The following is a 23,652-nucleotide window of genomic DNA, read 5'->3' as shown; positions in this document are numbered from 1 at the left end:
CGGAGGCGGGTCTCGCCCGTCGCGAGGAGGACGCTAGGTGAGCGTGCTCCGGTTGGCAACGCCCACCACTGAGCGTGACGGGTCGGCACGGTGACGCAGTCGACGCAGCATCCGGGCGTCCTCGAAGCCGACGACCCGGGCCGCCGCCTCGACCGTGCTGCCGTGCCCGATGAGGTGTTCGGCCCGCTCGATCCGCAGGAGCTGCTGGTAGCGCAGCGGGGTCAGCCCGACCGCCCGGCTGAAGGCCCGGGTCAGGGTCCGTTCGCTGACCCGGCCGGCGGCGGCCAGCTCGGCCAGCGCCAGACGCTCGGTGAACCGGGCGTCGATGACGTCCTGCACCCGGTGCACCACGTCGCTGATGTGGCCCCGGTGCCGCAGCATCGCGCTGGCCTGCCGCTCGTCGCCGTTGCGCCGGGCGTACACCACCATCTCCCGGGCCACTCGGGCGGCGAAGCCCGGACCGTGCCGGGTCGCCAGCAGGTGCAGTGCGAGGTCGATGCCGCTGGCGATCCCGGCGGAGGTGATCACCCGGCCGTCCTCGACGTAGAGCACGTCCCGGACCACGGTCGCGCCCGGACAACGGCGGGCCAGCTCGTCCTGGAGGTCGTGGTGGGTGGTGCAGCGGCGCCCGTCGAGCAGGCCGGCGCGGGCCAGCGCGAACGCGCCGGCACAGACGCTGGCCACCGTGCCACCCCGGCCGTGGTGGGCGGCGAGCCGCTCCAGCGTCGCGGCCGAGAACCCGGGGTACGCCGGCGCGGCGCCCTCCGCCTCGGCCCGCCCGACCGGTCGCGCCGGTCGCCAGCCCGGCACCACGACCAGGTCGTTTCCGCCGAAGGTGGGCCAGTCGAGCCGGGCCCGCAGCGTCACCCCCTGGCTCGACGGGATCTCCTCCCGCTCGCCCAGGTAGTCCAGCGCGTAGTCCGCGCCGAAGTCGGCCGCCGTGGAGAAGACCTGCGCCGGCCCGGCCAGGTCGAGCAGGTGCAGCCGCGGGGCGAGCAGGAAGAGCACCCGGGTCACCCGGAGACCACCTCCTCGACCGTACGGATGGTGGCGAACCGGCCGGCGAGGGCGTACTCGGTCCGGGCGATGACCTCTGCCACCGGCAGGGTGCGCGGGTCGGCGAGGATCTCCGCCACCGACCGGCCGGGCGGGGCGTCGCGGTGCTCGATCGGGGTGGTGGCCGTCGCCTCGGTCACGAACGTCACCTGGTAGCCCAGGTCGGCGCCGAGCCGGGCGGTGGTCTCCACGCACTGTTCGGTCCGGATCCCGCACAGCACCAGCTCCCGTACGCCCAGCGTGGTGAGCAGCTGTTGCAGGTTGGTGGTGGTGAAGGCGTTGTGCGAGGTCTTGTGCAGGACCGGCTCGCCCGGTCCGGCGTCGAGCCCGTCCATCAGCCGGACGAAACCGGAGGCGGGGTCGAAGACGTTCCCGGTACCGGGTTCGGTGTGCAGCACCCAGACGACGGTCCCGTTGGTGGCCCGGAACGCTTCGGTCAGCCGGCCCACCTGCTTCACGATCTCCGGGTTGGAACTCGCGGCCCAGTTCGGCCGCTGACGGAAGGACTCCTGGACGTCGATGACGACGAGTGCGCGCTTCATGTCCTGAGATCCTGTCCGCTCCGGTGCCGCGCCGACAGACACCATCCTGCCCGGCGGCGGACCGATCCGGTCACCGGGTCGCGGGGCATCCGCCGTCCGGACGGCGAGCGGCCCGGAAGCCGACCGGTTGTGGTCGGCCCCCGGGCCGCGTCGGTGGAGCGTGCCGGCTAGCGGGTCAGCGCGAAGGAGAGCCGGGTCAGGGTGTCCTCGATCCCGGTGGAGCCCTCGTTCGGGTTGAAGACGTCCTCGCCGAAGTCGACGTCGGGGTCGTCGGCGGTGCCACCGACGTTGTCCGGGCCGACAGCGAACATGACCGGGAAGTTGCCTCCCTGGTCCATGATGTTGGCCTGCTCGTTGAACTGGTCCACGTGCCAGTCACCGAAGAAGTGCCCCGCCTCGTGCGAGGTCACGTTCCCCAGCGCCCGGCCCACGAACGCGATCTTGTCGCTGGCCTCGGTCAGGTACGTGTTCAGCGAGGTATCCTCGCCGGCCGGGTCGCTGAGCAGGTCGAGCAGCACCAGCGCCGACTCCTCGGTGCCGAAGTTGCCCGGGTCGATCGTCTGGGCAATGCCGATCGTGGGAATCTGCGACTCGTCGATCGTGCCGCCGACGATCACCCGACTGACGTTGGGCTGGCCGAACGGGTCGGCGTGGTCCCGGCTGTTGAGGATCCGGAGGTCGAACCGGCGGTTCAGGCCACTCTCGGCCAGGTCGTGGCGCAGGTTCTCCTCGACCCCGGCGACGACCGCGTCGATCAGGGCGTCCTCGTCGTCGGCGGTCAGCCCCCAACGCCCGAGGAACGCCCGCAGCGGACTGAGCGTACGCACGCCCGGGCCGCCGAAGATCGCCGTGTTGATCCGTGCCCCGTCGAAGTCGAGGAAGAGCGTCTGCTTCGGACGCTGCCCCTCCAGCGCCGGCCGGTACGCCTCGACGGTGATGTCGTACGTGCCGTCGCCGCCGCTCACCCCGACGTAGTGCCAGCCGGCCTTGTCGGCGACGTGCTCGGTGACCGCGTTGCCGCCGCCCGGCAGCGGGCTGTTGGCGGGGTAGAGCGAGGAGGCGTCCTGGGCGGAGCCGTGCACCTCACGCCGATCGGTGTCGTAGATGGTGATCCGGCCGGCCGACCCCTCGACCGAGGCGCCGAGTACGTCACCCGGACGCAGCTGTACGGCGAAGAAGTCGGTGTCCTGCTCTCCGGTGTGGATCGCGACGTTGTACGGACCCTCGGTGCCGACGCCGAGCCCGCTGGCCGGGTCGAACGGGTCCTCCGGCACCGACGGCCAGCCGACGACGGCCACGAAGTACGCACCGTCGGCGGTGAACTGGTGCACGAGCAGGCTGTCGAACCCGGAGGCGGTGTCGTCGTTCGCCGCGACGAGGCCGCCCTCGGCGTCGAAGAGCAGCACGATCGAGTCCAGCCCGCTGTCGGCGGCGGTGTCGATGTCGACGGTCAGCGTCTCGCCGGTGACACCGGTGACCTCGTAGAAGTCGAAGTCGCCCGTGCCGGCCCCGGCGCTGCCGTGCGGGCCGTCCCCGATCTGACCCGAGGTGGTGACGCCGGCCTCCGTGGCGCCGACACCGGTCTCCCGGGCCAGTGGGATCGCGCCGTCGTCCTCGGTGTTCGGCTCCAGGTTGGTGAGCTCCACCCGCTCGGGCGAGAGCGTGCCGAGCACCCGGAGCAGGTGGTTCTGGTTGTTGCCGGTGCCGAACCCGCTGATCCGCTGTGCGTTCGCCGGGGTGTCGTTGCCGCCCCGTACGCCGGTCGGCTCCTCCTCGTCGGCCAGGAGCGGCGCGGCCGCGGCCGCCCGCTGCTGGGCCCGCTGTGCGGCGCGCTGGTCCCCCTGCGCGTTCATCCACTTCTGCCAGCCGATGTAGTCGGCCTTGGTCGGGTCCGGCAGCAGCGCGAGGTACGGATTGACCCCGGTCGGTGCCTTGCCCGGCGCGGCCGGCTTGCTGATCGATCCGGCCAGTGCCCGCAGGGCCGCCTTGCGGGCCTCGGCCCCCTCCCCCGAGCCGGGTCCGGCCGAGGCGCTGCCCGGCGACAACATGGCTGCCACCAGTACGGCGGCAGCCGTGATCGCGATAGGTCGGCGCATATATCCCCCTCCGTCGTGCCATGCCGGTGGCCCCCGCCGCCGGCGGCATCCGTGACGCTACTGACCTGGACGGAGAATTAATAGAAGGAGTGAGATAGACGAATTGATGCAACACGACGGCCGGATACACCGTCCATCGGGGAATCGGGCCGGCGTCGGGCGCCGTGAGGCGTCGGACGGACGCAGAGGACAGTCGCAGGTCAGCTACGGAAAAGGGACCTGCCTACCACGCTCGGCCGGCCGGCTGGATGATCGTCGGGCTCGCCCAGCCGACAGTCGCGACTCGCGCGCCGGGCTGCTGGGTGTCTCGGTGGTCAGTCGGCCCCGGTGGTCAGCCGGCCGCGGGTGCGCCGTCGCCGGGTTCCCGGTCGGCCGCGGTGGGGGCGCCGTCCTCGGACGGGGGCGTGATCAGGCGGCCGAGTGCCGTGTTGGTGAGCGTGGCGCTGACGGCGCTGCCGGCGGCGATGCTCCACCCGACCGGCCCGAGTGGGGTGCAGCCGAAGAAGTGGCTCAGCCCGGGGGTCTGGATGACCGCCGCGAGGACGGCAACCGAGCCGGCCGTCGAGATCAGGACGCTCGGGCTCGCCCCACCGTCCAGCAGGGTCTGGCCGAGTTGCGTACCGACCAGCGAGGCGAGCGCGATGGTGCCGGCACGCCGCCGCCGACCGGTGCACCGGGCCAGCGTCCAGCCGGTGGTCGCGCCGAGCGTGGTGGTGGCGGCGCGCAGCGCGATCTCCCGGGTGAGGGTCTGGCCGAGGGAGGTCTCCGGCCCCTCGGTGAGCAGGCTGTCGGTGTGGTCCTGTGGCGGTGGCCGTACCGCGATGGCCATCGCGGGTGCCAGGTCGGTGAGCAGGTTGACCAGCAGCATCTGCCGGCCGGTCAGCGCCGACCGGCCGGTCAGCGCGGCGGTGAGCACGCTGAAGGCGATCTCGCCGAGGTTGCCGCCGACCAGGATGCTCAACGCGTGCCGTACCGAGGACCACATGGCGCGGCCCTCGACCAGGGTGGCGATGATCGTTTCGAGCCGGTCGTCGGTGACCACCAGGTCGGCGGCGGCCCGCGCGGCCGGGGTGCCGCGCTGGCCGAGCGCGATGCCGACGTCGGCGAGCCGGATCGCCGGCGCGTCGTTGGCGCCGTCCCCGGTCATCGCCACGGTCCGGCCGCACCTCTGGAGGGCCCGGATCATCCGGACCTTGTGCGTCGGGGTGCAGCGGGCGACCACGTCGGTGTGGATCAGCCGCTCGGCCAGGGCGTCGTCGTCGAGCTGTTCCAGTTCGGTCGCGGTGACCACCCGCTGGTGGGTGTCGTCGGGGCTGATCACCGCCGCGATCGCCTCGGCGGTGGCCGGATGGTCACCCGTGATCATGATCGTGTGCACGCCGGCCTGGCGGATCCGCCGTACCGCCGGCGCCGCGCTGTCCCGTACGCCGTCGGCGAGGGCCACGAAGCCGACGAAGGTCAGCGCGTCGACGTCCTGCTCGGTGACCTCGCTGCCGGGCAGCGCCCGTTCCGCCACCGCCAACACCCGCTGGCCGGCGCCGGCGTGCCGGTCCAGCACCTCGCGCAGCGCCCGGCGGCCGGCGTCGTCCAGGGCCCGGTCCCCGTCCCGGCCGCGACGCCGGGCGCAGCGGGGCAGGATCGTCTCGGGTGCTCCCTTGACGCTGAGCAGGTACGCGCCGCCGTGCTCGCCGACGGTGGCGTGGTAGCCGCGGGACGGCTCGAACGGCAGCGCGTGCGCCTGCCGCCAGTTGTCCGCCCCGGTCCCGGTGTCGACCCGGGCGCGCTGGGCACCGGCCAGCACCGCCCGGTCCGTCTGCTGGTTGAGGTCCTCCGGCCGGTCCGCCCGGGGGGTGGCCCGCAACGCGGCGGTGAGGATCCGCCGCAGGTGCGCGTCCAGCCCGTCGAGGTCGGCGTACCGGTCGCCGTCCCCGATCCCGGCGAGCCGCAGCTGGCCCTCGGTGAGGGTGCCGGTCTTGTCGAAGCAGAGCACGTCGACCCGGCCGAGCGCCTCGATCGTGCGCGGGTTGCGGACCAGCGCACCGTGCTCGGCCAGCCGGCGCGCCGCGGCGAGCTGGGCGGCGCTGACCAGGAACGGCAGCCCCTCCGGTACGGACGCCACGGCGAGGTTGGCCGCGGTGGCGGCGGACTCGGCCAGCGGTACCCCGCGCAGCAGCCCGGCCCCGGACACCGCCAGCGCCGAGCTGGCCGCCAGCGGGACGGCCATCCGGGTGAGCCGGCCCAGCCGCGCCTCCACCCCGCTGGTCGGGGTGGCCTCGCCGGCCAGCGCCAGGCCCCGGCCGACCTCGGTGTCGGCCCCGGTCGCCACCACCACGGCGAGGCCCCGGCCGGCCGCCACGGTCGTACCCTCGTAGAGCATCGACCGCCGGTCGGCGACGGCGGCGGCGACCACCGGCTGGGTGGTCTTCGACACCGGCAGCGACTCCCCGGTGAGGGAGGACTCGTCGGTCTCCAGCCCCACCGCCTCGATCACCCGGCAGTCCGCCGGTACGGCGTCGCCCGGTTGGACCGCCACGACGTCGCCGGGTACCAGGTCGGTGCTGGCCAGCACCCGCTCGGAGCCGTCCCGCCGTACGGTGGCGGTGACCGCCGACTGGGAGAGCAGCGCGGCGAGCGACCGCTCGGTGGAGACCCGGTGCCCGGCGCCGATGAACGCGGTCAGCCCGATCACGCCGCCGACCAAGGCGGCGTCCACCAGCGAACCGACCGCCGCGGAGAGCCCGGCACCGGCGGCGAGGACCGGGGTGAGCGGGTTGGCCAGCTCCTCCACGAAGGCCCGGGCGAGGTCGAGTTCGCCGGTCCCGTCGGTGCTGCCGCCCCGGGCGCGCCCGCCGACCTCGTCGGCGGCCAGACCGCCCGGTCGGGTCCGCAGCCGGGCCAGCACGGTGTCGACCGGCATCAGGTGCCAGGGCGTCGGTGCCGTCGAGGTCGTCGCCGGGGGCTGCGGGAGGCGGCCCGCCCGCCAGACACCGTTGCCGATCGCCAGCCCGGCGGCGGCGTTGACCGCCGCCACCGCCGATCCGGGCAGCCGGGCCGGGTCGGAGGTGAACGCCGCCAGCGCGCCGAGCCCGCTGCCCCCGCCGGCGAGCGCGATGCTCTGCCGGGCCACCGTGCGGGCGACGCCGGCCGCCTCGACCACCAGCGCCGCCACCGTCAGGTCGGTACCGACCAGCAGGTGGGCGCCCCACGGCGGCAGCTCGCCGGTGTGCCACACCCCGAGCCCGCAGTCGGCGGCGGCCAGCGCCCGCCGGTCGGCGGAGACCAGGGCCACCATCGCGCCGTCGGCCTGCAACGACCGGATCGACGTCGCCAGGTCCGGCCCGCCGGCCAGCACGGCGTCGGCGAAGCCGTACTGCCGCGGGTCGGCACTGCCGGGACGGTGTTCGTCGTCGGCGACCAGGACGCGCAAGCCGGCGCGGCGGGCCGCCGCCGGCAGGGCGTCGAGTCCGGGTGCCGGCTCGGGGCAGACCCGCACCACGGCCGCCAGCGCGCCCCCGGAGGCGAGGCCGAGCACGCTGCCGCCCTCGGCCCGCAGTCGCTCCGTCTCCGGGGCGCCGGCCCCGTGGGGCAGCCGCAGCGCGGCGAGGGGTCCCAGCGTCCAGCCGTCTGTCTCCCGTACCCGGTCCGGCGCGTCCGGGTCGAAGAGGCCGAACGCCCGGACGGCGACCTCCTCGGCGTCGCTGCCGGGCAGCGGCACCAGGTCGGTGAGCACCCCGCGGTCGGAGCGGAGCGCGGCGGCGTCGAGCACGAGCGTGTCCAGGCGTTCCAGCTCCCGGAGCACGCGGCGGTCCATCGCGATGACACCCCGGCGGGCCAGCAACCAACCGAGTCGGGAGGCGTACGCCTCCCGGCCGCTGACGGCCGCGCTGGGCAGGCTGGACAGGGCGAGCGCGGCGGCCCGCTTGCGCCCGGCCATCGCCAGCACGCTGCCGCCGGCGACCGCGCCGGCCTTCAGCACCCGGTCCAGGTACCGTTCGACCGGGCCGTCCGGCTTCGGACGCGGTCGCTCGTCCGGCGGTGGTGGTGCGGTGGCCCGCTCCGGGGTGCCGGCGAGCAGGGGTTCGGCGGCCTCCCAGGCCGCCAGCTGGGCGCGGGCCTCGCCCCACTGGAGCGCCCGTTGTGCGCCGTCGAGCAGGATGCCGGCCCAGCCGCCGGTCAGGCCCTGGGCGAGCACGGTGGCCAGCGGCAGCACCGAGTCCGCCCGATGGTCGCCGCGCAGTCCCCGGCCCGCCAGGGCGTGCAGCCGGGGGTGCAGATCCACCGCCCGGATCAGGCCGGCGAGTTCGCCCGGCGCGCGGGTGAACGGCAGGACCCGGACCGCCGCGGAGAGGCCGAGCCCGAAGGCGTCGGCGGCGAGGCGGGACACGGCGCGCCGGGTCCGCGGTCCCTCCTCCGGCGGATGCGGTTCCACGCAGTCGGGGTCGGGCTCCAGTCCGTCGGTACGCTCCACCGCCCTGATCGCCGCGACCAGGTCGCGGATCCGGGGCTCGGGGGGTTCGACCGCCACCACCACCCGGCCGGAGGGGGAGTTGACCCGTGCCCAGGCGACCCCGGGCAACCGTTCCAGCGCCAGTTCGATCTGCCGGGCCAGCCGCTCCCCGCCGGCCTGTGCGACCCCGTGCACCTCGATGTGGTGCCGGCCCGGCCGGGACCAGATGGCCCGCCGGCTCAGGCCGGCGGCGCGCGCGGCGCGGGTGACCGCGGACTCGGCGCCCCGGGACAGCCCGGCGACGAGGTCCGGCACGCCCGGCGGGGCGAGCGCGGCCGGCAGGTCGGGCAGGTGGACGCGGGGCAGGCGTACGCCGGGGAGCCGCAGCCCGGGAGGGGTCATCCGGCCATCACCCTCCCCGCGCGTCAGGTCGTCAGTCGCCCCGGGCGGCGTACGACCCGCCCGGGACGCGCTGCCTTCCCGGCCGGCGGCCGGTTATGCGCACCCGGTCGACGTGGTCACGCAGTCGGACCGGTCGTCGGCGGCTCCGCTGCCGGATCGGGTGCTGCCCGGTCCGGCGCCGGCCGGGCCGTCCTCGGCGCCGTCCTCGGCGGGCAGGATCCCGGTGATCAGGCGGCGAGGCCCCGGGCCAGCCTTGGCCAGCACGTCGTCCGGGTTCGACAGCGCGCAGCGGTCCAGCGAGAGGCAGCCGCAGCCGATGCAGTCGGAGAGGTCGTCGCGCAGCCGTTGCAGCGCGGTGATCCGGGCGTCGAGCTGGGTACGCCAGGTCGCCGACAGCCGGGCCCAGTCGGCGCGGGTGGGTGTGCGCTGTTCGGGAAGGCCGGCCAGGGCCTCGCGGATCTCGGCGAGCGGCACGCCGACCCGCTGGGCGAACCGGACGAAGGCGACCCGCCGCAGGGTGTCCCGACCGTACCGGCGCTGGTTGCCGCTGGTCCGGGTGCTGCTGATCAGCCCCTTCGCCTCGTAGAAGTGCAGGGCCGAGACGGCGACGCCGCTGCGCTCGGCGAGCTGGCCGACGGTGAGCGTGAACGGAAGCTGGGTCACGGATCCCAGGGTACCGGTTACCTCAACTAATGTTGAGGTGTCGCTGGCCGGCCCGAGTTGACCTTCTACACCGAGCTGCGGCCGATCTCCGACGACTTCGTACCCGCCGCGCCGGCGGTCTCCGGGCTGGACCGGGACCGGTTGCTGCGTGAGGCGCCCACCGCCGAGGCGGCGATGACGGCGGCGGCCCGCTGGGGACGCGGTGCTGCGCCAGCCGCGCGGGTGAGGCCCGCACCGGCCGCCGGCCCGCACCCGTACGGGGGACCTCGGGATATGTGAGAACTCCTCAGCCGTCGACCGCTCCTACGCTGACGGCATGTTCTTCATCGCATTCGCGGCCCTCATGTACATCTGCGGCTTCGTCTTCCTCTACGGCGTGGTCCGGCTCGCCGTGCGGCACGGCATCGGGGACGTCCACGCCCGGCGCGAGCTGGCGGAGCGGGCGCCGGAGCGTCCGCGACTCCAGGAGCGCCTGGTGCCGGACAACCCCTCCCTGGCCGGCAACTGACCTCGACCCTCCCCGGCCCGGTGACCGGTGCGAGGATCGCAGGCATGATCGGAACGCTGAAGACGGAGCCGGCCCGTTCCCGGCCGGACCTGCTCGCGCCCCCGGTGACCGCCGCCCTGGACCGCTGGCCGGTCGACGCGTCGGTCGGGGTCGACGGGGTGCTCGTCGCGTCCATCGACGCCACTCTCGCCGACACGGCCGCCTTCTGCGCGGCGTACGAGGTGGGGCTGGAGGTCTCGGCCAACTGTGTGGTGGTGGCCGGCAAGCGTGAGGGAACGGTCCGCTACGCCGCCTGTGTCGTCCTGGCCACCACCCGGGCCGACGTGAACGGGGTGGTACGCCGGCATCTCGGCGTACGCAAGGCGAGTTTCGCCCCGATGGCCGAGGCCGTCGAGCTGACCGGGATGGAGTACGGCGGAATCACCCCGATCGGGCTGCCCGGGTCATGGCCCGTGCTGGTCGACCCGCGCGTACTCGCCACGCCGTACGTCATCGTCGGGTCCGGGGTCCGGCACAGCAAGATCGCGATGCCCGGCCCCGCCCTCGCCGTCCTGCCCGGCGTCGAGGTCGTCGAGGGTCTCGCCCGCCCCGTCGACTGACCGTTCCGGCCAGCACACCGGACATCCGCAGGACACCACCCGTGGCTCGCCGATCCCGGCGGGCATCCGCAGCTGCCCCGGGCAGCCGTGCGGCGGCGGGGTGACCGGTGCCCGCAGCGCAAGGGTGCACGGCAGGCACAGCGTCGTCTCGCCCATCCGCCATCCTCCCCGGCCGCCCCGGCGGTGCGGTCCGCTCCGGCCGGTCCCCCGATCGGGGGACACGGTACGGATGTCGATGTCTACCACACCGCCGAGCGGTCGCGTGGGCACGAAAGGGTCACGAACGGCGCGCGGGCGTACCCGGGGAGGTGCGGCGACCGCCGGCACCGGCCGCCGCACCCGGTGGAGCGCGTGACCGCCTCCGGGGGGAGGGCGACGGTCACGCGCCCCGGTCGGGGCGGACGCGGCAGTTCCCCGACGTAGGCGATGCCGGTCAGTTCACGGCATGCCACGCCCGCCGACCGGCCCTGGAGCCGGTGCCCGCGACCCGGTCGGAAATCGCTGGCGCCTTACGTTCATGGCCGGCGAGCGGTAGAACATTGAGCGAGAGCGATCCACCCCCCCACATTCCCGTAGCGGAAGAACTACCGATAGTAGGCGCGGTTTTCAGGTGTTTTCCGAAGCGCACAGACGGTGGACGGATGGATCACGTGGGCGCAAGGCTGAGGGTGGCGCGCGAGGCCGCGGCGGTCACGCTGACCCAGATGGCGGCCCGGACCAACTACAGCAAGAGCCACCTCTGCAACGTGGAGCTGGGCAAACGGCCGGCCACCCCGGACCTGGTGCTGGCCTACGAACGGGTGTTGGGAGAGAGCGTGAACCGTAGGGGGGTGCTGACCCTCGCCGCGACCCTGGTCGCCCCCACCGCGGTCGCCGAACTCATCCAGCACGGCTTCGCCGCCGCGATGGACGGGCGCCGCGAGGTCGACGACTGGGTGGCCCGCGCCGAGGCGTACGGCCAGGACTACATGTCGCTCGGCGCGGCGGAACTGCAGGGCCGGCTCGCCGCCGACCTGGTGGTGTTGCAGCAGGAACTGGACGACCCGCACCTGTGGGGCGTCGCCGCGCGGCTGATGACGGTGCACGGCAAGACGCTGCCCGGCAACGACGGCGGACGCGGCGCCATCCGCTCGTACGAGATGGCCGCGATCGCGGCGGACCGCTGTGGCGACCTGGAGATCCGGGTCTGGGTACGCGGCCGGGCCGCCCTGGCACTGGCGTACGAGGGGGCGCACCTGCCGGTCGCCGCCCGGCTCGCCGAGCAGGCGGTCGCGCTCTCGGACCGACCGACGCTCGGGAGACTCACCGCGCTCACCGCGCAGGCGCACGTCGCCGCGTTCCGGGGGGACGCCGCGACCAGCCTGGCCCGGCTGGACGACGCCCGGCGGGTCTTCGACACCGCGGGCAGCGACGAGCAGATCTCGGACTTCGCGGTGCCGGAGTGGCGGTTCCACACCTTCGAGTCGATGCTGCTCGCCCGGCTCGGTCACCCCCGGGCGGTCGCGGCACAGGAGGCGGCGGACCGGACCCGGCCGGCCACCCTGCCCCGCTTCGCGACCCACATCGAGCTGCACCGGGGCCTGATGATGGCCGCCGCCGGGGACGCGGCGGGCGGGCTCGACCACGCCCGGCGGGCGCTGGACCGGCTGCCGCCGGAGCGGCACAGCCTGTCGCTGCGGCTGCTGCTCGCCGAGGTGGAACGGGTCACCGCCGCGCCGCACTGACGGCCCGCCGATGAAGCGATGCCGATCAATGCCGTTGCACGTGAAACGTCGCCATCTTCAACAGGAGCCTGACCGGCAGGTCAGCCGGTCTGTTCCCGCACCTGTCGCTTGAGCCGGGCCAGGATGGCGTTGCCGCCCCGGACCCGCAGCGGACTGATCGCCTGGGTCAGCCCCATCCGCTGGTAGAGATCGTCCGGAACCGCCAGCACCTCCTCGGCGCTCGCCCCGGCCAGCCCCTCGGCGAGGATGCCGGCGAAGGCGCGGGTGGTGGGCGCCTCCGGCGGGCAGTCGAACCAGGTCGTGACGAGCCCGTCCGGAGCCACCTCGGCGCGGAGGAAGAACGCCGTCTGGCACTCCGGCACCTGCTCCATGCCGCTGCGGTCGAGCAGCGCCGGAGGCAGCGGCGGTACCGCGTCGGAGAACTCCAGCAGCATCTCCAGCACCAGCTCGCGAGGGGCGGAGGCGAACTCCGCCACGATCTCGGCGAGCTTCGGTGGCATCGACTGCGGCGTGGGCTGCGACATGGGGCCCAGGTTACCGATGCCGCCGCGTCGGAGCCGGGCCGCGGCCCGGGGCCACCATGGCGTACGTCACGCCTCGGCGATGTCGCTGAGCGCCGGGGCCGGGTCCAGGCGCAGCGCCAGGTCACCCAGGGAGACGATGCCGACGAGTTGGCGATCGATGTCACAGACCAGGATCCGGCGTACGGCGCGCTCCCGCATGAGGTTGGCCGCGTCGGTGACGGTCGAGTTCTGCTCGATCATCACGATCTCCCGGGTGGCCACCGACCCGAGCGTGGTCTGCCGGACGTCCCGGCCCTCGGCGATGGCGCGTACCACGATGTCGCGGTCGGTCACCAGACCGAAGAGGCCCGGCCCGTCGGTCACCACCACATCACCGATGTCGGCGTCCCGCATCGCCCGCGCCGCCTCGTCGAGGGGGGTGCCCGCCGGCAGGTAGACGACCTCCTTGGTCATGACGTCGCGGACCCTGACACCAGTCACGAGAGCCTCCGAACCTCCAGCTTTCCGATACCACCCGGTACCCCTGAGCCGGAACGCTAACACCCTGTCGCGTTTCTGATCGGCCACTCTCGGTTGTCGGCGGTATGGTGCGGTTGCCCCGGTAAGCCGGAGTGGTTCCGCAGTCAGCCCTGGAGGTGAGCGTGAAGGCCACCGAGTTGACGATCCCCGGTGCCTGGGAGTTCCTGCCGCCGCGCTTCACCGACGACCGGGGCAGCCTGCTCGTCTGGCACGACTCGGCGGCCTTCGCCGACGCGCTCGGCTTCGAGCTGACCGTCGCACAGGTCAACCAGAGCGTCTCGCGCCGGGGGGTGATCCGGGGCGTGCACTGGGCGGACGTCCCGGTCGGGCAGGCCAAGTACGTCTACTGCCCGCAGGGGGCGGTGCTCGACGTGGTGGTCGACCTCCGGGTCGGCTCGCCGACGTTCGGCCGGCACGAGATGATCCGGCTGGACTCCGTCGACCATCGCGCCGTCTACCTTTCCGAGGGGCTGGGCCACGCCTTCCTGGCGTTGGAGGAGGACACCGTCGTCAACTACCTCTGCTCGACCCGCTACGCCCCGACCCGGGAGCGGATCGTGCACGTACGCGACGAGGAGCTGGGGCTGGACTGGCCCGCCGACCTCGACCCGATCCTCTCCGAACGGGACGCGAACGCACCCGGCCTGGCCGAGGTGCGCGCCGCCGACCTGCTGCCCCGCTACGACGAGTGCCACCGGCTCTACCAGGCCCGGCGCGTGGGACGGTCCGTTTCCTAGCCGACTTGGCGTACTCCTCCGGAGCTGTTCTACCGGGTGCTGCTCCAGACCCGACTGGAGGCGGTCCTCGGCCGGTGGCCGGCGATCACGGCGACCGCGCTGCTCTTCGCCGCGAGCGCACCGGCCGACCCGGTGCTGGTGATCTGGTTCACCGTCCGGCCGTGACAGGCCGGTGCGGTGCGGGTCACCTTCGGCCGGTCGGGACTGTCGCGCCGATCGGGGCGGCTGCCAGACTGACCCGCGCGGTAAGGGGCGATGCGGGGGAGGCGGAAATGCGCTGGCGCAGTTTCGTGGCGGTCGGGGACAGCTTCACCGAGGGCCTGGACGACGCGTACCCGGACGGCCGCTACCGGGGTTGGGCCGACCTGGTCGCCGCGACCCTGGCCGCCCAGGTCGGGCCCGATTTCGGGTACGCCAACCTGGCCGTCCGGGGCCGCCTCTTCCCCGCCGTGGTGGCCGAGCAGGTGCCGACGGCGATCGACATGCGCCCCGACCTGGTCAGCTTCGCGGCCGGCGGCAACGACGTGCTGCGCCGCAACTTCGACCCGTACGCCCTGGTGGAGCGCTTCGACACGGTGATCGCCGAACTGCGGTCCACCGGGGCGGACGTCCTGCTGTTCCGGTTCGCCGACCTGATGTCCCGACTCCCCGGGCAGCGCCTCGTCGCCCCCCGGGTGACGATCCTGAACCAGGCCGTCGGCGAGATCGCCGAGCGGCACGGGGCGAAGCTGGTCGACCTCTTCGCCGACGACGCGTTCGGCAACCCGGCACTGTGGAGCCAGGACCGGCTGCACCTGTCGGCGGCCGGGCACCGCCGGGTGGCGGCCCTGGTGCTCGCCGCCCTGGGGCTGTCCCCGGACGAGCGGTGGCTGGTGGTGCCGCCCCGGCCGGCGCCGACGCCGTGGCTGGCCGCCCGCGGTGCCGACCTGCGCTGGGCCGGGCAGCACCTGGCGCCCTGGGTCAAGCGGCGGCTCACCGGCCGCTCCTCCGGGGACACGGTGACCGCGAAGCGCCCGATGCTCGGCCCGTTCACCGACGAGCACCCGTTCACCGGCTGACCACCGCCGACCGGCAGGGGCCGGCTCAGCCGACCTCGAAGCCGAGCGCCTGGGCCAGCACGACCGCCTGCCCGGCGTCGATGATCGCGCCGGTCCGCTCGACCACGGTCGGATCGAGCGCGCTGAGGTCACTGCCGCGCAGGTCACATCCGGTGAACCGGGCGGAGTGCAGTTGCGCGCCGGAGAGGTCGACGTCGACCAGCAGCGCGTCGGAGCAGTTGGCCCCGGTGAGGTCGGCCTCGCGCATCCGAACGCCCCGGATGGTCACCCCGCGCAGGTCGGCGCCGGGCAGACCGACGAACGACCAGTCTCCACCGAGCACGGTGAGCGGTCGCAGGGTGGACTGCTCGAAGCCGCTGCCGACCAGTTTGCAGCCGGAGAACTCGGCCTCGAAGAAGTTGCAGCGCCGGAAGGTGCAGCGCAGGAATGCCGAGTCGGTGTGCCGGGAGGCGTTGAACCGCACGTTGCCGAAGGCGCAGTTGGTGAAGCTGACCTGCCGGGTGACGGACTCGGTCAGGTCGACGTCGAAGAACTGGCAGTCGACGTACTCCCGGTCGGCCAGCTCGTCGCCGTACCAGTCCTCGTGCCGGAAGGTCTGCCCCCGGATCGGCTCGGTCATGTGGCGACGCTAACGGACGGAGCTGACATCTCCGGCGAGCCCGCGGGCGTAGCGTGGGGATCATGCCGATGCCGAGCGATCCCGCCCCGAGTCTCCAGGACTACGCCGACCCGCAGCGCCTGGTCACCACCGAGTGGCTGGCCGAGCACCTGGGCTCCGAGGGCCTGGTGGTGGTCGAAGCCGACGAGGACGTGCTCCTCTACGAGACCGGCCATATCCCCGGCGCGGTCAAGGTCGACTGGCACCTGGAGCTGAACGACCAGGTGACCCGGGACTACCTGGACGCGGAGGCGTTCGCCAAGCTCTGCTCGGCCAAGGGGATCGGCCGGGACGACACCGTCGTCTTCTACGGCGACAACTTCAACTGGTGGGCCGCGTACGCGCTCTGGGTCTTCACCCTCTTCGGCCACCCGGACGTGCGGCTGCTCGACGGCGGTCGACAGAAGTGGGTCGCCGAGGGACGGGAGATGACCCGGGACAGGACCGGGCGGCCGGCGGCGGACTACCCGGTCCCGCAGCGCGACGACGCGCCGATCCGGGCGTACCGGGAACAGGTGCTGGCGCACATCGCGGCGGCCCGGCCGCTGGTCGACGTCCGGTCACCGGCCGAGTACACGGGCGAGCTGACCCACATGGCGAACTACCCGCAGGAGGGTGCGCTGCGCGGCGGGCACATCCCGGGCGCGGTGAACAAGCCGTGGAAGGCGGCGGCGAACGACGACGGCACGTTCAAGCGCCCCGACGAACTGCGGGCGATCTACGCCGACCAGCTCGGCCTCTCCCCGGACGACGACGTGGTCGCGTACTGCCGGATCGGCGAGCGGTCCAGCCACACCTGGTTCGTGCTGCGCCACCTGCTCGGCTACCCGAGGGTGCGCAACTACGACGGCTCGTGGACCGAGTGGGGCAACCTGGTCCGGGCGCCTGTGGTCCAGGGCGACCAGCCCGGCGGCCTCACCCCCTGACCCGTACCGGTCCGGCGGCCCTGACAGCCGGGTGACAGGCCCGTGACAGGGCGCCCGGCCAGCATGGGTTCATGACAGACAACATGACGAAGGCGACGCGCCGGTCCGGACGCGTCAACCGGTTGATCTCCGCCGCCGCGCTGACCGGTGCGGCCCTGCTCGGCGTCGTGGCGGCCGGGGCCCCGGCCCAGGCGGCCCCCGCCAGCCCGGCGCGGGCACCCGGCGTCGCGGCCCCGCTGCCGGCCCAGTGGTGCGGCTCCAGCGGCGGGTACACGGCCTGCCTGTTCGGGGAGGGCGGACTGTACGCCGCCGCTGCGACCGGGCCGGTCGGCACGGTGGTGGAGCTGATCGGTGCGAACGGGGTGGTCCTGGCCTCCGACCGGCGCGAGTCCTGGGAGGGTCAGGCGGAGACCGGCTGGTACCCGGGTGGTCGGTTCGCGTGCGTGATCGGCGGCCCCTGCGCGACCTACCTCGACTAGACAACCTGCCCGGGGCGGGTACCCAGCGTGGGGACGGTCGTCACGAGTTCCGGGCCACGACGTGGCGCAGTGCCACCAGGCCCGGTACGGCGATCCGCTGGCGTACCCGCCCCGTGCCCGCGTCGACCCGGAGCACCGCGTCGGGCTGCCCGACGTACAGCCGGGCGCCGTCGGGTGGGCCGGCGAGGCCGCGTATCTCGGCGGGGGTGGACCAGCGGGGATCCGTCCCGCCGCCGGCGGTGACCGCGGCGCCGACCACCTCGCGTCCGGCGCCGACCAGGAGCATCCCGGCGCGGTCGAAGGCGGCGCCGGCCGGTGCTGAGGCCGTTCCGCCGCCGGCCGGGGCCGCCGGTGCGGCGAACCGGAGGGTACGCGCCACGGTGAGCCCGACCGGGTCGACCGCGGCCAGGGCGCCGCTGCCGCTGTCCGCGACGTAGAGGGTGTCGCCGTTGCGGCTGAGCGCGATGGTGTGCCCGGCCGCTGCCCGCTCGCCGAACGGCGTGGGCAGGTCGACGCAGTACGCCCATCCCTCGACCAGGCTCAACGTGTGCACGAAGGCGTGGACGTGCGGGGCGTCGGGTCGGGCTCCGGCGATCCGGTCCCGGGTGTGCAGGTGGTCCGGCTGGTGGGTGTAGAGGGTGAACAGCCGTTGCGTCCGCCAGTCGTAGACGGCCTGCCGCCCCTCGCCGCGCATCTCCTCCTCGGCACCCGGCGGTACCGCCGTCTTGGTCCTGGTCAGCAGCGGCCCGACCTGCCCGGTGGCGAGGTCGACGACCCGCACCCGGTAGCGGTCCGGCGCGGCCGGCGGCAGGTAGTCGAGGACGAAGAGCTGCCGCCCGGACGCGTCGAACGCCTCCGGCTCCAGGTTGCCGGCCAGTTCCAGCCGGTTCCGTTGCCCGGTGCCGTCGGCGACCACGATCGTGGTCCGCTCGCGCGGCCCCGGCCGGTATGTGGTTCCACCCGTTCCGCCCGGATCGGCGAGCGCCACCAGCGACCCGTCGGGGGAACTGACCCGGACGGCGAGCCGGTCGTCCAGGGTGCCGCCGCCGACCGCCGTCCCATCGGGCAGCCGGTGCGCGGCCAGCCGGGTGCCGCCGGTGGCGCCGTCCGGCTGGTCGGCCCGGATCAGCCGGTTCCCGTCGCCGCTGAGTACCGCCGGGGCGGGGTTGACCAGCAGCCGCCCGGTGAGCGCGTCAACCACGGCGAGCGCCCCGCCGGCCACCTCCACCACGAGCACGTCCCGGGACGCCGGCTCACCGCCGGCGGATCGGTCATCGGATCGGAACCGACATCCCGCGACCGCCGTCAGTGCCCCGGCCCCCGCCACGCCTGCCGTGACGCCGGCCAGCCGCAGTGCCGTACGCCTTGTCGTCATGCCAGGTAGAGGCGCGACGGACCGGGCGGGTTCCGGGTTGGCCGAGGTCGCCTGATTCATCGATTCCGCTGGCGGCGGGCCCGCGCGATGACGAGCCGGGGTTTCGGCCAGCCGAGGAACCGGTTGAAGAGCTGGGCCGGGTCGCGGCCGGGATCGTGGTGAGCAGGTTGCGGGCGGTGGGGCAGGGCCAGTCGACGGCGCAGGTCCGGCAGAGCCAGATCGGGCGTTGTGGCAGGTGTTGTAGGGGTGGCGCGGACCTGTAGAGCTGCCCCGCCTGTGCGCCCAACTGTCCCGGGGTGGGTTCGGTCGGGTGGCCCGGGGTGTGTCCCGGTGGTGCGCCCAAGGGGGCCGGGGTGGTTCGGGTCGGGCCGTTGTCCGGGGTTTGTCCCGGTGGTGTGCGCGACTGGGCCGTGCTGGGTTGGCCCGGGGTGTCCCGGTGGTGTGCGTAACTGGGCCGGGGTCGGTTTGGTCGGGTGGCCCGGGGGTGTCCCGGTGGTGCGCCCAGGTCTACAGGTTGGTCGGTGGGTTCGTGGCGTCGGTCATCCGGTGGCGCCTCGGGCGCGGTGGGCCCGGGCCGGGGTGTGCTGGGTGGGGCCGGGTTCGTGGATCGCGGTGGTGGCGTTCCAGGCCCGGAAGTGGCCCCGGTTGGCCGGTGGCGCCGAGCCGCGCGCGGCGGGTGCGGGCGCGGCTGACGGGCGGGGTCGCGCCGGGCAGACGGGCCTACTGGTGCACGACCCGTCGGACGTAGTGTGGATTGCCAAGGTGTGGGAGTCCGTCAAGACGGAGGCGCTGCCGCACCAGCAGTCCATCGAGCTGATCTCGGGAGTGGCGGAGCAATGGAGCTGATCGGGGCGACCTGGCGCAAGAGCAGCCGCAGCAACGGGGCCAGCGGGGCCTGCGTCGAGGTGGCGGACAATCTGGCCGGTGTGGTCGGGGTGCGGGACAGCAAGGACCCGAGCCGGGCCTCGCCGTGGCCAGCGTGAGCGGCGATCGGACATCTCCGACGCCGGGAAATTGTCTCGTCCTCGTGCACGGCGAGGAGGGCGCCGGCAAGTCGACCATCATCCGTGCGCTGCTGCCCCATACCCCCAACGGCGCCCGCATCGACGCGGAGGACATCGGACAGACCAACCCCTGCCCGATGGACGACGAGTTCTTCGATCTGCTTCGCCGTAACGTCGCCGGCCTCGTGGAGAGGTTCTGGGCCGCCGGTTACGTCAACGTCGTCGCCGGCAGTTTCCTCCGCGACTACCCCGACTACCTGGCGTTCCGCCGGTTGCTGACCCGGCCGCCGGCGGTGTTCCTGGTGGAGCTCCTGGTCGACAAGGACGTGCGTGACCACCGGCGCGTGACCCGAGCGAAGCAGACCACGCGGGAGTGGCGCGCCATGGTCGACACGATCCCGGAAGACCGGACGATCCGGCAGGCAACCGATCCCGACTACCGGTACGTCGGCGTGGACACGACCGGTCTGGACGTCGCCGAGACCGTGCGTCGGATCAGGAGCGCGATCCCGGAGGTCTACGCCCGGTAGCCGTCGCGACGTGCGCTACTGCCCGACCCGGCCGTCGATGCGTTCGCGGAGCAGATCGGCGTGCCCGCAGTGTCGGGCGTACTCCTCGATCCGGTGGACCCACAGCTCGCGGACGGCGAAGCCGTCCTTACCCACCCGCTCACCCAGATCCGGATGCGCGGCCAGTGCCGTGTCCGTGGCCGCCTGCTCGCGTGCGAGATCGGCGAATGCGCCGTCGACCACCGCCTGCTCGGCGACGGCTCCGTCGAAATCCCCGTCACCCGCTCCGTACAGCTTCGGCGCCGGGTCCCCTGGCCGGATCCAGTTGCGCCAGTCCCGTTCCACCTCGGCCAGGTGGCGGAGGAGTCCGAGCAACGACATTGTCGACGGCGGCACCGACCGACGGGCCAACTGCTCCGGGTCCAACCCCTCACACTTCATCCGCAGGGTCAGTCGATAGTTCCGCAGGAAGTCCTCCAGCGTCGCCAACTCGCCGTCCGGGCTGACCCCGTCATTGTTCCGGGGATCCTTGTCCGGATCCGCCCACATGTCGGGGTAGACGCTGGCCTGGCCCCACCGCTCGGGTACGTCGCTCATCCTGCTCACGGTGCTGAGCAGTGGCCCGATACGCAAGCGAGTATCCGAGCGGCGCCCGACCGGCACACCGATCTCACCCGGTGCCGGCCCAGCACCCGTTGCGCGGAGTCCACCGCGGCCGGCGGCTAGCCAGAACGGCCGGGGCGGCGGACGCGGTCCAGGTGGCCGGCCAGGGCGGTCTGGACGTCGTACAGACGGGCGTTGGCGAGCGCGACGACGGCGTGGCCGGCGAACGCCTGCGCCAGAACGATCGCGTATTCGTCGAACGCCTTCGGTTCGATGGCGTAGATGTTCAGCACGCCGGAGGCGGATTCGTAGCCGGGCAGCCCGACCGACAACGAGCTGTGACAACCGGCGTCGAGGGCGCGCGTGGTGAAGTCCGGCCACCGGTCCTCGCTGCCCATCTCGTCGATGACCAGGGTGTCACCGGAGGCGAGGGCATCCATTCCCGGCCCACGGCCCTGCTCGTACTGCGTCTCGTCGAGCGACAGGGCCAGGCCGCCGGTGAACGCCACCGTGGAGGCGTCCCCGCCCTGCCTGAGGGTCACCGACACCTCCACAGCGCCGGGGATGGCCCGTTTGGCCAGTTCGGCAAGGTCTTTCAGGACGCCGTCGAGGTCCGTGGCGCTGAGATCGATCCCGGCGACGGCGGCGAACGCGTCGGTCCGGTCCAGCAGGTATTTGTCGGTCATGACGAAGGGTGTCCCTTGCGTCGGGCACCGCGAGCGACCGGGTCAGGATCCGCAGAGATGCGTGGGTTACTGCAGGAACCTTCGAGCAGGTTCGGGACCCACGCCACTGTGACGCACGCACGTCAACGCCCGGAAAGGCGTCGACTACAGGCCACAACCATAGCCCGCTTCGAGCCCGCGAGCAGCGGATGATCGGATTGGACCGCGGTGGTCGGGCACGGCCGGGGTGTACGCGGCCAGGATTGACGTCGGAAGGAGGCCTCTCGTGATCTCGGCACTCAACCGGCTCGTCGACCTTGTCGAGGAGCACCTCACCGAGGAGTTCGACGTCAACGGACTGGCCACGGCGCTCGGCACGACCGAATACCACCTGCGCCGGATGTTCTCGTCGTTGGCCGGCATGCCGCTGTCGGAGTACGTCCGCCGGCGGCGCATGACCCTCGCCGTCGCCGACGTCGTCCGGGGCGAGGACGATCTGCTGAGCATCGCCGTCCGGCACGGGTACGGCTCGACCGAGGCGTTCGGACGTGCGTTCCGGGCAGTCCACGGCGCCGGCCCCGGTGACGTTCGCCGCGACGGAGGCCCCCTTCGCACACAACCGCAGCTCAGGTTCCGCCTGACCGTCGAAGGGAGCACCCCCATGGACACCCGCATCGTCGACCGCCCCGTGTTCCGGCTCGTCGGACACGCGGCCCGGGTTCCGCTCGTCCACCAGGGCATCAACCCGCACATCCAGCAGCACATCACCGCACTGCCGCCGCAGGAGCATCTCCGGCTGAAGGGCCTCGGCGACACCGAACCCGGTGGCCTGTTGCAGGTCTGCGACGACCTCGACCCCGACGCCACCGAGGGCAGCGAGCTGACCTATCTGCACGGGGTCGCCGTCTGCCGGGACACGCCGGTCCCCGACGACCTCGACGCCATCGAGGTACCGGCCGGCAGGTGGGCGGTCTTCCGCACCGCCGGACCGCATCCACAGGCCCTCCAGCAGACCTGGGCCGCGACCGCGACGGAGTGGTTCCCGTCCAACCCGTGGCGGCTGCGGCCAGGTCCGTCGATCGTCGCGGTCCTCGAGCGCGCGGACGACTTCAGCACCGCGACCTGCGAGCTGTGGCTACCCGTCGAACCGACGTAACCGGCCCCGAGGGCGTCCAGACAGCCTTCAGGGGCTGACGCGCCGCTCGGCCTCCAGGTCGTCTGCCGGCACCAGCGCGGAGACCAGATCGTGGACGGTTGCGACCGAGGAGCGCATCCGGCGATGATGCCAGCACGGCCGGTTGACGCCACCTCGGTCCGCACGACGCGGCGCTCGACGATGATGCCGACCTCGTCCCGGTGACGGACCGGGGAGGGGTCCCGGCACCGACGCGGTACGACCGGGTGGGTCCGGTGTGAGCCGGGACGGCGGACTGGGTCGAGGGGCGGACATGACCGGAACACTGTCGCGAAGCGGAATCGCCGTGTACGCCGAGCGGATCGGCTTCGGGCGAATCGCACGGGTGCACTGGCAGCGCCGGGAATCGGCGTTGGCGAACGCCCTGGCGGGGCTGAGCGCGGTGGGCCTGGTCCTGGCGGCCCTGATCGTGTTCGGGCTGCTGATCAGCGGCGCGCCGCAGTGGCGGCTGCCGGTGCTCGCCTGGACGGCGCTGGCCGGGGCCACGTACGCGTGCTGGCGCTGGGGGCCGGTCGACGACCCGGACCGGCGACTGCGACTGGTGGTCACCGAGCGGGGCCTGCTGGTGTGGCAGCCGGAGTCCGCCGAGCCGCCGACGGCCGTTCCGTGGCCCGAGGCGCGCGTCGCGAGTCGGGCCGTCCTTCCGGGGAAAACGGCCGACTGGCTGGTGTGGAGCGACGGTACGGAGACACACGAGCTCGCCCTGGCGGCCGTTGTCGGACGCGGTGACCTGGTCCGGGCGGTCGGCCAGGGCGCACCCGTGCCAGGGTGGCCGATCGGCCGGCTGGCCGCCACCGGCGGCGTCGGGTTGGCGCTCGCGGTCGTGCTGGGGCTCGCGGCCGGACCGGTGGCGTTGGACATCGTGCTCGGCGAGCGCCCGCACGACATCACGGCCCTCTCCCGGATGTGCGAGGGTGGCGACGCCTTCGGCCGGGCCGTGCCCTACCGGGGGCCGGGCCCGCACCCGGTGGCCGTGTACACCGGCGAATCGGATTACCCGAGACACCTGGCGGGCCTCGACGACGCCGACGGCTGGCCGCCGCCGGACGACGTGCAGCTCGTCGGCTGTCTGCACCTCATCGGCCGGGTGTCCCCGGAAATGCTCGAATCCTGTGACTACGAGGGTGGCTACACCCTTGTCATGTTCCAGGGCCGGTACCGGATCGATGTCCACGAGGTCCGTACCGGTCGTCGGGTGGCTTCCGTTCCCGTCGACGGTACGTCCGGCGGCAGTTGCGCGGAATTCACCTATGCGAAGCGCGACGCGACCTACGACGAGCGCGACACCGCGCCGGACGACGCCGCCTATGCCGCGAAGCTGTCCGCGCTCGTCGACGGCGAGGCCGTCGGTTAGGTCCTGTGA

The 23,652-nt window shown here is 73.5% G+C and carries 23 protein-coding genes and 2 pseudogenes; 14 read left to right on the top strand and 11 right to left on the bottom strand.

All coding sequences use genetic code 11. From position 1 onward, the window contains the following. Positions 1 to 33: 33 nt before the first annotated feature. The 5 genes and pseudogenes from ACQEUR_RS06215 to soxR all read right to left on the bottom strand — a co-directional run. On the bottom strand, positions 34 to 1,017 hold the full coding sequence (locus ACQEUR_RS06215; RefSeq protein ID WP_433026684.1) for a GlxA family transcriptional regulator: 984 nt from the start codon (positions 1,015 to 1,017) through the stop codon (positions 34 to 36). Beyond that, positions 1,014 to 1,598 carry a cysteine hydrolase family protein gene (locus ACQEUR_RS06210; protein ID WP_433026681.1) on the bottom strand — a complete coding sequence of 195 codons (585 nt, stop codon included), beginning with the start codon at positions 1,596 to 1,598 and terminating at the stop codon, positions 1,014 to 1,016. The genes ACQEUR_RS06215 and ACQEUR_RS06210 overlap by 4 nt, the downstream gene beginning before the upstream one ends. 167 nt (positions 1,599 to 1,765) lie before the next feature. Further along, complete coding sequence (locus tag ACQEUR_RS06205; protein WP_433026678.1) at positions 1,766 to 3,694, bottom strand: PPC domain-containing protein; 1,929 nt, start codon at positions 3,692 to 3,694, stop codon at positions 1,766 to 1,768. Between the two features lie 331 nt (positions 3,695 to 4,025). Then, positions 4,026 to 8,543 carry an HAD-IC family P-type ATPase gene (locus ACQEUR_RS06200; RefSeq protein WP_433026675.1) on the bottom strand — a complete coding sequence of 1,506 codons (4,518 nt, stop codon included), beginning with the start codon at positions 8,541 to 8,543 and terminating at the stop codon, positions 4,026 to 4,028. Positions 8,544 to 8,768: 225 nt separating this feature from the next. Beyond that, a pseudogene (gene soxR, locus ACQEUR_RS06195) lies at positions 8,769 to 9,206 on the bottom strand (redox-sensitive transcriptional activator SoxR); the annotation flags it as partial. A 57-nt stretch (positions 9,207 to 9,263) separates the two neighbouring features. Here soxR and ACQEUR_RS06190 point away from each other — a divergent pair. From ACQEUR_RS06190 to ACQEUR_RS06175, 4 genes are all read left to right on the top strand, one after another. After that, positions 9,264 to 9,485, top strand: a complete 222-nt coding sequence (locus tag ACQEUR_RS06190) for a hypothetical protein (protein ID WP_433026673.1) — start codon at positions 9,264 to 9,266, stop codon at positions 9,483 to 9,485. 37 nt (positions 9,486 to 9,522) lie between these two features. Continuing rightward, positions 9,523 to 9,714 (top strand): hypothetical protein, encoded by a 192-nt coding sequence (locus ACQEUR_RS06185; RefSeq protein WP_433026670.1) that lies wholly within the window; start codon positions 9,523 to 9,525, stop codon positions 9,712 to 9,714. Positions 9,715 to 9,761: 47 nt separating this feature from the next. Then, positions 9,762 to 10,313, top strand: a complete 552-nt coding sequence (locus ACQEUR_RS06180; RefSeq protein WP_433027756.1) for a YbaK/EbsC family protein — start codon at positions 9,762 to 9,764, stop codon at positions 10,311 to 10,313. A gap of 641 nt (positions 10,314 to 10,954) precedes the next feature. Beyond that, a complete protein-coding gene (locus tag ACQEUR_RS06175) occupies positions 10,955 to 12,037 on the top strand; it encodes a helix-turn-helix domain-containing protein (RefSeq protein ID WP_433026667.1) in 1,083 nt (360 codons plus the stop codon). Positions 12,038 to 12,117: 80 nt separating this feature from the next. Here ACQEUR_RS06175 and ACQEUR_RS06170 read toward each other — a convergent pair whose 3' ends face one another. Together ACQEUR_RS06170 and ACQEUR_RS06165 are read right to left on the bottom strand one after the other, a co-directional pair. Then, positions 12,118 to 12,537 (bottom strand): SufE family protein, encoded by a 420-nt coding sequence (locus tag ACQEUR_RS06170; protein ID WP_433027753.1) that lies wholly within the window; start codon positions 12,535 to 12,537, stop codon positions 12,118 to 12,120. A gap of 90 nt (positions 12,538 to 12,627) precedes the next feature. Beyond that, positions 12,628 to 13,041, bottom strand: coding sequence for a CBS domain-containing protein (locus tag ACQEUR_RS06165; protein ID WP_433026664.1), 414 nt, complete (start codon positions 13,039 to 13,041; stop codon positions 12,628 to 12,630). A 161-nt stretch (positions 13,042 to 13,202) separates the two neighbouring features. Here ACQEUR_RS06165 and ACQEUR_RS06160 point away from each other — a divergent pair, with 161 nt between their 5' ends. The 3 genes from ACQEUR_RS06160 (at position 13,203) to ACQEUR_RS06150 (ending at position 14,875) form a co-directional block, all read left to right on the top strand. Next, positions 13,203 to 13,817 (top strand): dTDP-4-dehydrorhamnose 3,5-epimerase family protein, encoded by a 615-nt coding sequence (locus ACQEUR_RS06160; protein ID WP_433026661.1) that lies wholly within the window; start codon positions 13,203 to 13,205, stop codon positions 13,815 to 13,817. A 24-nt stretch (positions 13,818 to 13,841) separates the two neighbouring features. Next, on the top strand, positions 13,842 to 13,982 hold the full coding sequence (locus ACQEUR_RS06155; protein ID WP_433027750.1) for a hypothetical protein: 141 nt from the start codon (positions 13,842 to 13,844) through the stop codon (positions 13,980 to 13,982). 107 nt (positions 13,983 to 14,089) lie between these two features. Continuing rightward, on the top strand, positions 14,090 to 14,875 hold the full coding sequence (locus tag ACQEUR_RS06150) for an SGNH/GDSL hydrolase family protein (RefSeq protein WP_433026658.1): 786 nt from the start codon (positions 14,090 to 14,092) through the stop codon (positions 14,873 to 14,875). 25 nt (positions 14,876 to 14,900) lie between these two features. Here ACQEUR_RS06150 and ACQEUR_RS06145 read toward each other — a convergent pair whose 3' ends face one another. Continuing rightward, positions 14,901 to 15,494: a pentapeptide repeat-containing protein gene (locus tag ACQEUR_RS06145; protein ID WP_433026655.1), complete on the bottom strand. Its 594-nt coding sequence runs from the start codon at positions 15,492 to 15,494 to the stop codon at positions 14,901 to 14,903. A gap of 62 nt (positions 15,495 to 15,556) precedes the next feature. Here ACQEUR_RS06145 and ACQEUR_RS06140 point away from each other — a divergent pair, with 62 nt between their 5' ends. Together ACQEUR_RS06140 and ACQEUR_RS06135 are read left to right on the top strand one after the other, a co-directional pair. After that, entirely contained in the window at positions 15,557 to 16,459 is a 903-nt protein-coding gene (locus ACQEUR_RS06140) for a sulfurtransferase (protein ID WP_433026652.1), read from the top strand. Positions 16,460 to 16,530: 71 nt separating this feature from the next. Further along, entirely contained in the window at positions 16,531 to 16,938 is a 408-nt protein-coding gene (locus ACQEUR_RS06135) for a hypothetical protein (RefSeq protein ID WP_433026649.1), read from the top strand. A 40-nt stretch (positions 16,939 to 16,978) separates the two neighbouring features. Here ACQEUR_RS06135 and ACQEUR_RS06130 read toward each other — a convergent pair whose 3' ends face one another. Next, a complete protein-coding gene (locus ACQEUR_RS06130) occupies positions 16,979 to 18,313 on the bottom strand; it encodes a YncE family protein (RefSeq protein WP_433026646.1) in 1,335 nt (444 codons plus the stop codon). 588 nt (positions 18,314 to 18,901) lie between these two features. On the opposite strand from ACQEUR_RS06130, the gene ACQEUR_RS06125 reads away from it, so the two are divergent. From ACQEUR_RS06125 to ACQEUR_RS06115, 3 genes and pseudogenes are all read left to right on the top strand, one after another. Then, on the top strand, positions 18,902 to 19,159 hold the full coding sequence (locus ACQEUR_RS06125; RefSeq protein WP_433026643.1) for a hypothetical protein: 258 nt from the start codon (positions 18,902 to 18,904) through the stop codon (positions 19,157 to 19,159). Next, a pseudogene (locus tag ACQEUR_RS06120) lies at positions 19,150 to 19,272 on the top strand (DUF397 domain-containing protein); the annotation flags it as partial. The gene ACQEUR_RS06125 and the pseudogene ACQEUR_RS06120, both read left to right, overlap by 10 nt. Positions 19,273 to 19,340: 68 nt before the next feature. After that, positions 19,341 to 19,847: a hypothetical protein gene (locus tag ACQEUR_RS06115; RefSeq protein WP_433026640.1), complete on the top strand. Its 507-nt coding sequence runs from the start codon at positions 19,341 to 19,343 to the stop codon at positions 19,845 to 19,847. A 15-nt stretch (positions 19,848 to 19,862) separates the two neighbouring features. Here ACQEUR_RS06115 and ACQEUR_RS06110 read toward each other — a convergent pair whose 3' ends face one another. Beyond that, positions 19,863 to 20,423: a DinB family protein gene (locus tag ACQEUR_RS06110; RefSeq protein WP_433026637.1), complete on the bottom strand. Its 561-nt coding sequence runs from the start codon at positions 20,421 to 20,423 to the stop codon at positions 19,863 to 19,865. Positions 20,424 to 20,548: 125 nt separating this feature from the next. Further along, complete coding sequence (locus ACQEUR_RS06105) at positions 20,549 to 21,115, bottom strand: GAF domain-containing protein (protein ID WP_433026634.1); 567 nt, start codon at positions 21,113 to 21,115, stop codon at positions 20,549 to 20,551. Positions 21,116 to 21,380: 265 nt separating this feature from the next. Between ACQEUR_RS06105 and ACQEUR_RS06100 the strand changes: the two genes are divergently transcribed. Next, positions 21,381 to 22,250, top strand: a complete 870-nt coding sequence (locus tag ACQEUR_RS06100; RefSeq protein WP_433026631.1) for an AraC family transcriptional regulator — start codon at positions 21,381 to 21,383, stop codon at positions 22,248 to 22,250. A 292-nt stretch (positions 22,251 to 22,542) separates the two neighbouring features. Then, positions 22,543 to 23,643, top strand: coding sequence for a hypothetical protein (locus ACQEUR_RS06095; RefSeq protein ID WP_433026628.1), 1,101 nt, complete (start codon positions 22,543 to 22,545; stop codon positions 23,641 to 23,643). Positions 23,644 to 23,652: the final 9 nt, after the last annotated feature.

This window comes from Plantactinospora sp. CA-290183, assembly GCF_050936375.1.
GTDB lineage: Bacteria > Actinomycetota > Actinomycetes > Mycobacteriales > Micromonosporaceae > Plantactinospora.
This window is presented reverse-complemented; position numbering and strand designations above follow the sequence as displayed.